Origin of the sequence: Erythrobacter sp. (assembly GCF_040217515.1) — a bacterium.
Taxonomy (GTDB): Bacteria; Pseudomonadota; Alphaproteobacteria; order Sphingomonadales; family Sphingomonadaceae; genus Erythrobacter.
The window spans coordinates 169,060-181,274 of record NZ_JAVJPT010000007.1 but is presented as its reverse complement, the minus strand read 5'-3'; the positions used below and the strand labels follow the sequence as shown (position 1 = coordinate 181,274).

12 protein-coding genes are annotated in these 12,215 nt (G+C 66.1%); 10 read left to right on the top strand and 2 right to left on the bottom strand.

The window, feature by feature from the left end; translation table 11 throughout:
- Positions 1-52 precede the first annotated feature (52 nt).
- On the bottom strand, positions 53-1,000 hold the full coding sequence (locus RIB52_RS09295) for a DUF1838 family protein (protein WP_350175145.1): 948 nt from the start codon (positions 998-1,000) through the stop codon (positions 53-55).
- Between the two features lie 157 nt (positions 1,001-1,157).
- On the opposite strand from RIB52_RS09295, the gene RIB52_RS09290 reads away from it, so the two are divergent.
- Genes RIB52_RS09290 through RIB52_RS09270 form a run of 5 tightly spaced genes read left to right on the top strand, consistent with a single transcriptional unit; the run spans position 1,158 to position 6,069 of the window.
- Positions 1,158-1,982, top strand: coding sequence for an HpcH/HpaI aldolase/citrate lyase family protein (locus tag RIB52_RS09290; protein ID WP_350175144.1), 825 nt, complete (start codon positions 1,158-1,160; stop codon positions 1,980-1,982).
- Complete coding sequence (locus RIB52_RS09285) at positions 1,975-2,484, top strand: MaoC family dehydratase (protein ID WP_350175143.1); 510 nt, start codon at positions 1,975-1,977, stop codon at positions 2,482-2,484. The genes RIB52_RS09290 and RIB52_RS09285 overlap by 8 nt, the downstream gene beginning before the upstream one ends.
- A 26-nt stretch (positions 2,485-2,510) precedes the next feature.
- Positions 2,511-3,698 carry an acyl-CoA dehydrogenase family protein gene (locus RIB52_RS09280; protein WP_350175142.1) on the top strand — a complete coding sequence of 396 codons (1,188 nt, stop codon included), beginning with the start codon at positions 2,511-2,513 and terminating at the stop codon, positions 3,696-3,698.
- 16 nt (positions 3,699-3,714) lie between these two features.
- On the top strand, positions 3,715-4,947 hold the full coding sequence (locus RIB52_RS09275) for a CaiB/BaiF CoA transferase family protein (RefSeq protein WP_350175141.1): 1,233 nt from the start codon (positions 3,715-3,717) through the stop codon (positions 4,945-4,947).
- 21 nt (positions 4,948-4,968) lie between these two features.
- The gene (locus tag RIB52_RS09270; protein ID WP_350175140.1) at positions 4,969-6,069 is read left to right on the top strand and encodes a CaiB/BaiF CoA transferase family protein; all 1,101 of its coding nucleotides are present in this window, start codon (positions 4,969-4,971) and stop codon (positions 6,067-6,069) included.
- Between the two features lie 8 nt (positions 6,070-6,077).
- On the opposite strand, the gene RIB52_RS09265 is transcribed toward RIB52_RS09270, so the two are convergent.
- Positions 6,078-6,839, bottom strand: coding sequence for a GntR family transcriptional regulator (locus RIB52_RS09265; protein ID WP_350175139.1), 762 nt, complete (start codon positions 6,837-6,839; stop codon positions 6,078-6,080).
- A 38-nt stretch (positions 6,840-6,877) separates the two neighbouring features.
- Here RIB52_RS09265 and RIB52_RS09260 point away from each other — a divergent pair, with 38 nt between their 5' ends.
- Genes RIB52_RS09260 through RIB52_RS09240 form a run of 5 tightly spaced genes read left to right on the top strand, consistent with a single transcriptional unit; the run spans position 6,878 to position 12,214 of the window.
- Positions 6,878-8,104 carry an MmgE/PrpD family protein gene (locus tag RIB52_RS09260; protein ID WP_350175138.1) on the top strand — a complete coding sequence of 409 codons (1,227 nt, stop codon included), beginning with the start codon at positions 6,878-6,880 and terminating at the stop codon, positions 8,102-8,104.
- Entirely contained in the window at positions 8,101-9,387 is a 1,287-nt protein-coding gene (locus RIB52_RS09255) for an MmgE/PrpD family protein (RefSeq protein WP_350175137.1), read from the top strand. The genes RIB52_RS09260 and RIB52_RS09255 overlap by 4 nt, the downstream gene beginning before the upstream one ends.
- On the top strand, positions 9,384-10,751 hold the full coding sequence (locus tag RIB52_RS09250; RefSeq protein WP_350175136.1) for a phenylacetate--CoA ligase family protein: 1,368 nt from the start codon (positions 9,384-9,386) through the stop codon (positions 10,749-10,751). The genes RIB52_RS09255 and RIB52_RS09250 overlap by 4 nt, the downstream gene beginning before the upstream one ends.
- A 4-nt stretch (positions 10,752-10,755) precedes the next feature.
- Positions 10,756-11,901 carry an amidase gene (locus tag RIB52_RS09245; RefSeq protein ID WP_350175135.1) on the top strand — a complete coding sequence of 382 codons (1,146 nt, stop codon included), beginning with the start codon at positions 10,756-10,758 and terminating at the stop codon, positions 11,899-11,901.
- A 4-nt stretch (positions 11,902-11,905) separates the two neighbouring features.
- Positions 11,906-12,214: a RedY/HapK family protein gene (locus RIB52_RS09240; protein WP_350175134.1), complete on the top strand. Its 309-nt coding sequence runs from the start codon at positions 11,906-11,908 to the stop codon at positions 12,212-12,214.
- The last annotated feature ends 1 nt before the right edge of the window (position 12,215 follow it).

Genomic DNA, 12,215 nt, shown 5'->3' with positions numbered 1-12,215 from the left:
AAAGGGGCGGGACGTCAGCTCCCCCGCCCCTTTTTTATCGCGTGGAGCGGATTTATTCGCTTTCGCCCATCCCTGCGGCTCCGTCCTCGGCCTCGCGCTTGGCATCGGTGAGCTTGCGGAACTTGGTCCAGGTGGTCTCGTTGCGACGCATGTCGTCCTTGGGCGGCGCGTTTTCGTAGATCGGGTAGTTTTCCCGGATTTCGTTCTTGAGAACGTCGGGCAGCTGCTCGAACCCGCCCGGCAGTTTCCGCCCCATGGCGTTGAACACCATCTGGCCGGGCCGCCCACCCATTTCCATCCATGGCGCCCAGGGCGAAATGCGCACCCAGCTGATCATCGGATAGGCCGTCGGGGTAGAGGCATCGAACAGCTCGTCCTTGAGCGCGGCGAAATCGAAGATCTCCATCGCGTGATACATGTTGCCGACATATTGCTGGTAATCGCCTGCGAGCGGGTTGGGATAGAACAGGGGCGCCTCGAACGGCATGAAGACGTAGTCGCCCTCGATCCGCATCGTCGACAGGCGATAAGGCGATCCGTCGCGCCGCACGGCGAAATTCGCCGGCTGGTTCACCGGGTCATTGTGAATGTGCATCACGTCGACCGTTTCGCCGGTATAGGGATTTTTCCATTGGTCGACGACTTGCCCGGTTTCGGGGTCGAGCATCAGCATCAGCTCTCGGCTGATGAGACGCCAGCCCTTGCCGCGCTCCGGGTCCTCGACCTCGACGCAGCGGCGGATATTCATCCCCTCGCCCCTGAACAGCAGCTTGTCGCGCACACCCGGTGCGCGCCCGTAGATATTGCCTGACCAGTGATAGACGGCCGGCTCGTCCGCCGAGACGCCGCATTGCAGGCGTTTGGCGATCTCGAGCGCGTCCTGCGGGTCCTCGGGATCTAGCATCTGTGCCGAAACGGGGGCGGACCCGATCGTTCCTGCAAGCACGATTCCGCTCGCAAGCATGCCGAATGCAACCAAAAGCGTCTTCATCGATTTCATGAACCTGACCTCCCGCGCGAGTGTCCACCCTTTGGATAGTCCGGCGCGCTTGTCCGGACAAATCCGTATTTCTTCCTTGACTTTAGATTTGTCCGGACAAATTGTGAAGCCTCTTATTGCCCGTCCGCCGGGTCGCCATCGGGATACCTTTTTCGCCATGTTCGTCGCCGCCAGCCTTCTTTTCGTTCCCGGTTCGCGGCCCGACCGTTTCGCCAAGGCGAAAGCGGGCGGCGCGGACCTGATCGTGATCGATCTGGAGGACGCGGTCGCGGCCGAAGACAAGGCTGGCGCGCGCGGCGCTGCTCTCGCTCAGGTGGCTGAAGGCCCTGAGGGCTGGGCGGTGCGGATCAATGGCGTTGCGACGGCATTCGGCGTCCGCGACCTTGCCGCGCTGAGCGAATGCGCAAAGCTGCCCGAAACCCTGCTGGTTCCGATGGTCGAAAGCGCTGCCGAACTCGGCGTGATCGCGGGCGCTCTGGGCGAGGAGTGCCCCGATCTCGTACCCCTGATAGAAACGCCGCGCGGGCTGCGCCATGCGCTCGACATCGCCTCGCACCCACGGGTCGCGGCGGTGATGTTCGGCGGCGGCGATTTCTCGGGAGAACTGGGCGTCGAACTCGCCTGGGAGCCCCTGCTCGCCGCGCGCCAGCACGTTATTCTCGCCTGCGCTGAAGCAAGGAAGCCCGCGATCGACGTGCCCTTCATTTCGCTGGAGGACGAGGCGGGCCTTGCCGATGAATGCGACCGCGCGCGTCGCCTGGGCTTTTCGGCCAAGGCCGCGATCCATCCACGCCAGGTTCCCGCGATCAACGGAGCCTTCGCCCCCAGCGCGGCCGAGATCGCCGAGGCGCGCGAGGCGCTCGATGCCTACGAGGCGGGCGGCGGGCGCGCGATCCGGTTCAAGGGGCGGATGCTCGAGGCACCCTTCATCAAGAAGTACCGCGCGGTGCTGGCGCGGCATGAGGAGCAGACGAATGCGTGATAGCTATATCGAGGTATCGCCGGGCCGCTTCCGCGAGGTCCAGGGGCGCTATTTCGACGATTTCGTGGTCGGCCATGTCTATGAACATCGCCCCGGACGGACAATCACCGATGCCGACAATGTCTGGTTCACCCTGCTTACGATGAACACCCATCCGGCGCATTTCGACTACGAGCTGTCGAAGGACACCGAATTCGGCAAGCCGCTCGTGGTAAGCCCGCTCACGATAGCGCTGATGACCGGAATGAGCGTCTCGGACACCAGCGGCAAGGCTGTCGCCAATCTCGGCTGGGACGAGGTGCGCATGACCAAGCCGCTTTTCGTCGGCGACACGATCTATTGCGAAAGCGAAGTGCTCGATAAGCGCGAAAGCAAGAGTCGGCCCGAGCAGGGCATCGTTACCTTCAAGACCACCGCGATGAACCAGCACGGCGATGTTGTCGCACATTACAAGCGCTCAGTGCTCGTCTGGAAGCGCGGGCATGGCAATCTCGACGACTGACCCCAAACACCCCGAAGGAAATCCCCATGGCTACCGCCGCACAGCTCGACAACCAGATCCGCACGATCGACCCGGATGAAGAGCGCGCCTTCATGGACGCGATCGACCGCTGGATGGAGCGCGAGGTCATTCCCGTCATCCAGCACCATGATCACAATGACCTGTGGCCAACCGAGCTGGTCGAACAAATGGCCGAAATGGGCCTGTTCGGGGCAACCATTGGGCAGGAATATGGCGGCCTCGGCCTGCCCGCCACGACTTATGCCAAGATCGTGATGAAGATCTCGAGCCACTGGATGGCCATCACGGGAATTTTCAATTCTCATCTCATCATGGCCGCTGCGGTCGAAAGGTTCGGTACGCCGCAGCAGAAGGCGAAGTGGCTGCCCAAGTTTGCCAGTGGCGAGATCCGCGGCGGACTGGCCCTGACCGAGCCCAATGCCGGGACCGACCTGCAGGCGATCCGCACCGTGGCGAAAAGGCAAGAGAACGGCGACTATATCCTCGACGGCACCAAGACTTGGATCTCGAACGCATTGAACGGTTCGTGCTTCGCGCTGCTCGCCAAGACCGATCCCAAGGCCGAGCCGCGCTACAAGGGGATGAGCCTGTTCATCGCCGACAAGCGGGACGGGCTCACCACCGGCAAGAAGTTCGAGAAGCTCGGCTATAAGTCGATAGACAGCGCCGAACTGGTAATGGAGGATTATCGCATTCCCGCCGACCAGCTGATCGGCGGGGTCGAGGGGCAGGGCTTCTTCCAGGCGACCGGGGGTCTCGAACTCGGGCGGATCAACGTCGCCGCGCGCGGGGTGGGGCTGGCCGAGGGCGCGCTGCGTCTCGCCACCGAATACGCGCAGCAGCGCGAAACGATGGGCAAGCCCATCGCGCAGCACCAGGCGATCCAGCTGAAACTGGGCGAGATGGTGACGCGGGCGCGGGCCGCGCGCCTTCTCACGCTCGACGCCTCGGAGGCGTATGACAGGGGCGAACGCTGCGACAAGGAGGCCGGAGTGGCGAAATATTTCGCTTCCGAAGCGGCAGTCGAGAACAGCCAGGAGGCCATGCGCATTTTCGGAGGTTATTCCTACTCCAAGGAATACGATATTGAGCGGTTCTACCGCGATTCCATGTTGATGTGCATAGGCGAGGGCACGAACGAGATGCAGCGCATCATCATTGCCAAGCAGCATCTGAAAGAGAACCAGATCTGAGCCGGGAGGGAGGGAAATGCACTGTCCCCCGGACCGCTTGCCGCTGAAGGGCTTTCGCGTCATCAGCGCGGAGCAGTATGGCGCGGGGCCATACGGCACGATGTTCCTCGCCCAGATGGGCGCCGAGGTCATTAAGATCGAACCGCCCGGCAAACCCGGCCCCGACGGCACGCGGCGCGGCGGCGGGGACACCGCGCGCGCGGTCGGGCCGCATTATCTGAGGCCGGGCGAAAGCACCTATTTCCAGAGCTTCAATCTCAACAAGCGTTCGCTCACGCTCGATATGCGCACCGAGGAGGGGCAGGCGATCTTGCGCCAGCTCGCCGCAGAAAGCCATGTCGTCGCCAACAACATGCGCGGCGACCTGCCGGCACGGCTGGGGCTCGACTATGCGGCGCTCAAGGACGTGAATCCGGCGATCGTCTGTGCGCACCTGTCCGCCTATGGCCGCGACAACGAGCGCGCCAAGTGGCCGGGCTATGATTACCTGATGCAGGCCGAGGCGGGCTATTGCCAGATCACCGGCGAGCCGGGCGGCGATCCCCAGCGAATGGGGCTTTCCATGGTCGATTTCATCACCGGTACGATCTTCTGCATCGGCCTATTGGGCGCGCTGGTCGATGCGCAGCGCACGGGCGAGGGGCGCGATGTCGACACCGACCTGCTCGGCGCGGCTGTCCATCAGACGAGCTACCCAGCGCTGTGGTACATGAACCATGGCGACGAAACCCAGCGCACGCCGCGCAGCGCCCATCCGAGCGCAACGCCGAGCCAGATGTTCAAGGCCGCCGACGGCTGGATGTTCGTGATGTGCCAGCTGCCCAAGTTCTGGGACATCCTCGTCACCCGCATGGCGCGCGAGGACCTGAAGGACGACCCGCGCTTCGCCGACAATGCCGACCGGCTGGCGAACCGCGAGGCGCTCACGGGCATCCTCGACGAGGAATTCGCGCAAAAGCCGATGGCGCATTGGCAGGAGCTTCTCGCGGGGCACGTGCCGGTCGCGCCGGTCTATACGCTGGGCGACGCGCTCGACAATCCGTGGCTGCGAAGCGTGGGCATGCGCGAGGAGATCGAGCATCCCGATAAGCCCGATCTCCAGATCCTTGCGAGCCCGCTCAAGTTCGACGGCAAGCGACCGCCGAACCGGGCCGCTCCGCTGCTGGGCGCGGACAACGATTCCATCCTCGCCGATCTCGGCTATGACCCCGAGGCAATCGCGGACCTGCGGACCCGCGGCGTGGTCTGAGCGCGGGCGAGAGGGGAGGAAATGGGCAAGCTTTCAGGGATCAGGGTCGTCGACCTCACGCAGTTTCTCCCGGGTCCGATGATGACGGTGATGATGGCCGATCACGGCGCGGAGGTGATCAAGGTCGAACCCGGAGCCGGCGATCCGGCGCGGGTGCAGGCCCCCTTCGACAGCTATGGCGGGGACGAACACTCCGTCTGGTTCGCCAATCTCAATCGCGGCAAGAGCAGCGTCGTGCTCGATCTCAAGAGCGAGGACGGCAAGGCCGCCCTGCGCGATCTGATCGGCGGGGCCGACGTCTTCGTCGAGGGCTTCCGGCCCGGCGTGATGAAGCGCCTCGGCTTCGATTACGAGGCGGTAAAGGCGATCAAGCCCGATATCGTCTATTGCTCGATCTCGGCCTTCGGGCAGGAAGGCGCGCTCGCGCACCATCCCGCGCACGACATTGCGGTGCAGGCCCTCGCCGGGTTCCTGAGCGTCAATGACGGGCCGGACGGCACACCTGTCGTCCCCGGAGCGCCGAGCGCGGATCTCGCCGCGGGGCTGACGGCGCTGTCGGGCGTGCTGATGGCGCTGGTTGGGCGCGAGCGGACGGGCGAAGGCGCCTATATCGACTGCGCCATGTTCGACAGCCTGCTGCCGTGGTGCGCGCACACCGTCGGCAGCGCGATCGCAGGCGGAGAAAGCCCGAAATCCGCCTCGCAGCGCAGCCTCGGCGGGGCGGGCTTCTACCAGGTCTACAAGACCGCCGACGGGCGCCATGTCGTGCTGGGCGGGCGCGAGATCAAGTTCGCGAAGAACCTGCTGACGGCACTGGGTCGCGAGGACCTGCTGCCGCTCGCCGAGGCACCGGCAGGCGAACAGGGCGAACTCATCGCCTTCCTGCGCGAAACCTTTGCCGCGAAGACCCGCGGGGAATGGGTCGAGTGGTTCGAAGACAGGGACGTCGCCTTCTCCCCCGTGCTCGATTTCCGCGAGGCCTTCGACGAACCGCATGTCGCAGAACGCGGCCTGATCGTCGAGGCCGAAGGCGGCGGGCGGCACATCGCGCCCCCGATCCGCTTTGCAGGCGAGGAATGGAAACCCGCCCCGGTGCCCGCGAAAGGCGGGCATCCGGGATGAGAGAAGCGCTACCCTTCGACGTCGATATGCATCGCGTAGGCGAAGCGGTCGCCGGGGTGGTGGCTCACCGAAATCTCGAAGATGCGCCCGTCGGGGTCGTAATAGCAGCGCAGGATCCTGAGAACCGGGCTTGCCTCGTCGATCTTGAGCGCGCTTGCCGTCGCCTCGTCCGCCGGGATCGCCTGGATGTCCTGCGTGACCTTGCCGATGCGCACGCCGGCGAGCCGCTCGATCTGGCTGAACAGCGTTCCCGCCGAAAGATCGAGCTCGCGGGGCGCTTCGCCCAGATAGTCGTGAAAATAGGCGTCGGTCACCGCGATCGGAAGGTCGTCTTCGGAATGGCGCCGGGTGCCGCGAAAGCACATCCAGTCGCCTTCGACGCTTTCGCCGATCTGTTCGGCGACATCCGCCGGAAGCGCGCCGCATTCGACCTCTTCGTAGATCACTTCGCTGTCGCGGGCATATTGCAGCAGCTCGCCCACGTTCGAAAGCGGCTGGTGCAGCGCCCCGCCGCGCGCGGCCGCCGGCTGGACGGTCGTGCCCGAACCGCGGCGGCGCTGGATCAGGCCCTCGGCCTCCAATCGGCGCAGCGCCTCGCGCACGGTGAAGCGGCTGACATCGTAACGCGCGCAGAGAGCGGTCTCGGTGGGAAACTGCTTCCCGCCCGAAAATTCACCCGCGAGAATCGCCTCACGCAATTCACCCGCCAGTTGCAGGTAGCGGGGCGTACGCTGGCCTTTCTTGTCCTTGGTGCTGGCAGTGCTTGCCAAGTGCTGCTCCATCGACCCTTCATCGGCCAGGCGGCGTCATGAGCGAGCCGCTGCTGACCTTGCTTGCCGCGACACTAGCCCGGCCTCCCGGTAAAAGCGAGCGAGAGCGCGCGCGGTTCCACCTGCTCGACTGGCTCGCCTGCGTCGCGGGCGCGAGGCAGGAGGAGGCCGGGGCGCTGGGCGCGACGATCTCCTCGCGCGGGTGGGAAAAGGCGACCTATCTCGGCAACGCGCTCGAGATGGACGACGTGCACCGCACCAGCCTGCTCCATCCCGGCCCGGTCGTCTGGCCCGCTGCGCTCAGCCTTTCGGCCGCCGACATGGAGACGCGGCTCGATGCGGCGGTGCGAGGCTACGAGGCGATGATCGCGGTCGGCGCGGCCTTCGATGCGCACCATTACGCCCACTGGCATCCGACCGCGACGATGGGCGTGTTCGGAGCCTGTGCGGCATTCGGCTCGCTGCTCGGCTTCGCCCCGGTCGAATACGCCAATGCGCTCGGCAATGCGGGATCGGTCGCGGGAGGGCTGTGGCATATGAGGCACGACGACGTGCTGACGAAGCAGTGGCACATCTTCCATGCTGTCAGCACGGGACGCAACGCGGCGCTCCACGTCCATTACGGCGCGACGGGGCCGCAGCGCCTCCTCGAAGGGTCGCAGGGACTTTTTGCGGCGATGACGAGAGAGCCGGGTGATTTGGCCTCGAATGGCGAGGGCTGGCTGATCGACGCGGTCAGTTTCAAGCCCTTCGCCGCCTGTCGCCACGCTCACCCCACGATCGATGCGGCGATGGAACTGCGCCGTGCGGGCAAGCTCGAGCCGCCCTTCACGGTCGAGACTTTTGCCGACGCTCTGACTTTCTGCGACCGGCCCGATCCCCGGACCGAGTTGGAGGCGAAGTTCTCGCTTCAGCACGCGGTCGCGGTGGCCGCGGACGGGCGCGAGGCGGAACCCGAGGATTTCACGAAGGAAGCCATTGCCGCGCTTGCCGATTTGCGCGCGCAGGTGACGGTCGCGGAAGGGGCCGAGTTCACCGCCCGCTACCCCGCGCATTTCGGGGCGCGGGTGAACGGGCTCGAAATGGTCGACACGCTCGGCGATCCCGAAAGGCCGGTGAACGAGGAGCGGATCATCGCCAAGATGCACAGCCTCGCGCGCTGGGGCGGGCTCCCGGAAAGCGAGGCGGAGCGCGCGGTCCGGCTCGCGCTCAAAGGCGACGACGCGGCGGAGATCGACACCATGCTCGAGGACTGGATCCGGTGAGCGCTACGGCTGACCTTCTCGCCTTCGCGGGTGCGGACCACGTGCTGCCCGAAAGCGTCCGCGCCGATGCCGAGCGCCTGCTGGCCGACACGCTCGCGGTCGGAGCGGCGGGGGCGACGGCTCCCGGGGCGGAGGCGATCCGCGAGGCGGCAGAGGCGATGGGAGCGGGCGGCGACGCGCGCCTCTTCGGCTCGCCCGGCCGCCTGCCCGCGCCCGCCGCGGCTTTCGTCAACGGATACCGCGTGCATTGCCTCGAATGGGACGCGGTGCACGAGCCTGCGGTGGTCCATGCGCTCTCGACCGTGGTCGCAGCCTTGGGAGCGGCAATCGACCGGCGCGGGGGATGCGGGGGCGAGGAGGCGCTCGCTGCGCTCGCGGTCGGAGTGGACGTCGCCTCGGGCCTCGGTCTTGCGGCAACGAGCGGCCTCACCTTCTTCCGTCCCGCGACTGCCGGCGTGATCGGCGCGGCGCTCGCCGTCGCGCGGATCGACGGCGCGCCGATGGACGACACGCTCGGCCTCGCTTTTTCGAGCGCGGCAGGCACGATGCAGCCCCATGTCGAGGGGCTCGCGACGCTCCCCTTCCAGATCGCCAATGCGGCCCGCGCGGCGGTGACGGCGAGCGATCTTGCCAAGGCGGGCTTTCCCGGCCCGAAGGACCCGCTGGAGGGCGAATTCGGCTACTTCCGCCTGTTCGACGAGGGCGACCTGTCCGCCTACACCCGCGACCTGGGCAAGGTCTGGCGCATATCCGAAGTCAGCGTGAAGCCCTTCCCCTCGGGCCGGGCGAGCCACGCCGCGCTCGGCAAGCTTCAGGAACTGGTGCTGGACGCGGGCGCGGTCGAGCGGATCGAACTCGCCTGCCCGCCGCTTATCCGGAGGCTCGTGGCGCGACCTTATTCCGCCGACATGACCCCCGCCTACGCGCGGCTGTGCCTGCAATGGCTGGGCGCGCTGATGCTGGCGGACGGCGTGGTGGACCCGCGCCGTTTCATTCCGGAGCACATGGCGGACGAGCGGCTCGGCGCTCTCGCGCGCCGCATCGCGCTGGTGCCGGACGGGAACGAGGACCCCAACGCGCTCTTCCCGCAGCGTCTCACCGTAACGTTCAATGACGGGCGCAGCGCGAGTCACGACATTGCCCATACGCTCGGCAGTCCGGGCAATCCTCTCACGCCCGAGCAGGCACAGGCGAAGCGCGACCTTGCCCGCGACCTCGCGCCCGCCGACGCCGATCCGCGCATCTTCGACGATCCCCTTGGCTATTTCACGGGACAAGCATGACCTATCCGACCTTCTTCGAAGCGCTCGACCACGAGCAGCTCCTCAAGGACTATCCGATCGGCGACGCCTTCACCGCGCGCTACAAGTCCATGAGCCGCGACGAGCTTTTCGCCATCCAGGACGCGCAGTTCCGGCGGCTGATGGAGCGCGGCTGGCAGGTCCCCTTCTACCGCCGCCTGTGGGGCGACAAGGGCATCGAGCCGGGCGACATCCGGGGCCTTGAGGACATCGGCAAGCTGCCGGTCTACGACAAGAGCGACCTCATGGCCTCGATCGGCGAGTACCCGCCCTATGGCGATTTTCACGGCATGGGCGATCCCGCCACGCGCCCGCCGACCATCTTCCACACCACCTCCGGCACGACGGGCAAGCCGCAGGTGCTGATGTTCGGGCCGAAGGGGCGCGAGGTCGGCAACCTCCTGGTCGGCCGGATGTATCGCTGGATGGGGCTGGAGCCGACCGACGTCGTCCACTCGGTCTATGGCCACGGCATGATCAATGGCGGGCACTACATCCGCGAGGCGGTGACGCATTTCACGAATTCGGTGTTCCTGTCGGCCGGCACGGGGATCGAGACCCGCAGCGTCAACCAGGTCCGCCTGATGGCCGATTTCGGCGTGACCACGATCGTCGGTTTCGTCGATTATATCAGGAAGCTCGCCACAACCGCCGAGGCCGAGGGGCTGTTCGATAAGATCGACATCCGCATGATCATTGGCCATCTCGGCACGGAAGACCGCGCGAGCACCGAGGCGGCATGGCATGGCGCGAAGGCCTATGACTGGTATGGTGTCGGGGACACCGGCAGCATCGCGGGCGAAGGGCCGGAGCGCGACGGCATGTATGTCTGGGAGGACGCGCAATATCTCGAACTGCTCGATATCGACACGGGCCAGCCGGTCGAAAAGGGCGGCACCGGGGACATGGTGGTCACCTGCCTTTACAAGGACGACATCGCGCCCTGCATCCGCTTCAACACCCATGACGTGACGCATGAACTGGACGGGCGCGGCGATATCGTCTTCAAGCGCATCGCGGGCTTCAGGGGCCGCAGCGACAACATGGTCAAGCTGCGCGGTATCAACGTTTTCCCCCACGCGATCGGCGCGATCATCGAGAACCGTCCGGACCTCACCGGCGAATATGTCTGCCATTTGAAACGCGATGCGAGCCAGAAGGATTCGATGACCGTGACGCTCGAAAGCCGGGGCGGAAGCGACCGGGGCGAACTCGCTGAAACGCTGCGGCGCGGGCTGGGCGTGGAGGTCGAGGTGGTGCTGGTCGAACCGGGCGGCACGGCCAAGGCGACCGAGATCGATACCCGCCAGAAGCCCTTGCGCCTGATCGACGAGCGGGGGCTCTAGGCGCGTGATCGACCGCTACAACGCCTTCCTCTTCCGCGACGAGACCGCGACCGGCGCAGAGGGTCCGCTTGCGGGAATTACCGTGGGCGTGAAGGCGAACATTGCGGTGGCAGGAATGCCCTTCCACGCCGGGATAGGCTCGTGGAAGGACCGCATTGCGGACGATGACGCCGCCGTGGTCAAGGCCCTGCGTGACGCGGGCGCCGTCATCACCGGCATTCTCAACATGGAGGAAGGCGCGCTCGGCGCGAAGACCGACAACCCGCATTTCGGCCCCACCCACAACCCGCATCGCCACGGCTATTCCCCCGGCGGCTCCTCGGGCGGGAGCGGGGCGGCGGTCGCAGCGGGCCTGTGCGATGTCGCGCTCGGCACGGACACGATGGGCTCGGTCCGCATCCCGGCGGCGCATTGCGGGGTCTACGGCTTCAAGCCCGCCACCGCGCGGGTGAGCCAGGACGGCCTCGAACCCGCCGACCTCACGCTCGACGCAATCGGCCCGCTGGCGCGCGATATCGATTCGCTCGAACGTGTGGCGCGCGTCATCAGCGATTTCGGCGAGAAGGGCATCGAAGGCCCCGGCGCGACGCTTGCCGGGCATGGGGTGGACATCCACCGCGAGGTCCTGCGCGTCTTCGCCAAGGTCATCCACGACATGGAGGCGGAACCGGAGGTCGAAAGCCTCGACCATCCCAACTCCCGCATCCGCTTCGCCGGCTTCATTGGCGTGTCGAAGGCCATGGCGGCGCATCTCGAAGGAGTCGCGGCGTCGGAACTGCTCGCCAAGCTCCTCACATATGGACCGAGGCGCAGTTCGGCAGACTGGGAGGAGGACCGGGCGATCATGCAGGCAACGCGCGAGAAGGTGCGTGGGATCGTGGAGCAGCATGGCTTCCTGATCCTTCCCACCGTGCCCAACCCGCCGTTCCCCCACGCCGAGCGCGAACCGGCCGCGCAGGCCGATTTCACCTGCCTCGCCAATATCGCGGGGCTTCCCGCCCTGAGCCTGCCCGCCGGATGGACCGGGGACGGCTTGCCCATCGGCGTGCAGATCGTCGGGCCGGAAGGAGCCGAGGCGGGCCTGTTCGCGCTCGCCCGCACGCTCGACGAACACCTGGGCGCATACCGCCCGCCCAAGCAAGGAGCCTGAACCCATGCGCATCATCTGCCTGTTCAACCTGAAGCCCGGTGTCGATGTCGCCGAATACGAGGAATGGGCCAAGACCCGCGACCTGCCGACGGTGAACGGCCTCGGCTCGGTCACCGGCTTCACCGTGCACAAGTCGGTGGGCGTGTTCGGCGACGACACCGCGAAACCGCATTTCGACTATATCGAGATCATCGACGTGACTGGCATGGACGAATTCGTCGCCGACATCTCGACCGAGGACTTCCAGGCCGCCGCCTCGCCCTTCCAGGGCTTTGCCGATGCGCCGCAATTCATCCTGACCGAGGACCTGTAAG

What these genes read in the sequence shown, in the direction of transcription:
- RIB52_RS09295 (WP_350175145.1), bottom strand. Translation starts at nt 1,000, where the DNA reads ATGAAATCGATGAAGACGCTTTTGGTTGCATTCGGCATGCTTGCGAGC.
- RIB52_RS09290 (WP_350175144.1), top strand. Translation starts at nt 1,158, where the DNA reads ATGTTCGTCGCCGCCAGCCTTCTTTTCGTTCCCGGTTCGCGGCCCGAC.
- RIB52_RS09285 (WP_350175143.1), top strand. Translation starts at nt 1,975, where the DNA reads ATGCGTGATAGCTATATCGAGGTATCGCCGGGCCGCTTCCGCGAGGTC.
- RIB52_RS09280 (WP_350175142.1), top strand. Translation starts at nt 2,511, where the DNA reads ATGGCTACCGCCGCACAGCTCGACAACCAGATCCGCACGATCGACCCG.
- RIB52_RS09275 (WP_350175141.1), top strand. Translation starts at nt 3,715, where the DNA reads ATGCACTGTCCCCCGGACCGCTTGCCGCTGAAGGGCTTTCGCGTCATC.
- RIB52_RS09270 (WP_350175140.1), top strand. Translation starts at nt 4,969, where the DNA reads ATGGGCAAGCTTTCAGGGATCAGGGTCGTCGACCTCACGCAGTTTCTC.
- RIB52_RS09260 (WP_350175138.1), top strand. Translation starts at nt 6,878, where the DNA reads ATGAGCGAGCCGCTGCTGACCTTGCTTGCCGCGACACTAGCCCGGCCT.
- RIB52_RS09250 (WP_350175136.1), top strand. Translation starts at nt 9,384, where the DNA reads ATGACCTATCCGACCTTCTTCGAAGCGCTCGACCACGAGCAGCTCCTC.
- RIB52_RS09240 (WP_350175134.1), top strand. Translation starts at nt 11,906, where the DNA reads ATGCGCATCATCTGCCTGTTCAACCTGAAGCCCGGTGTCGATGTCGCC.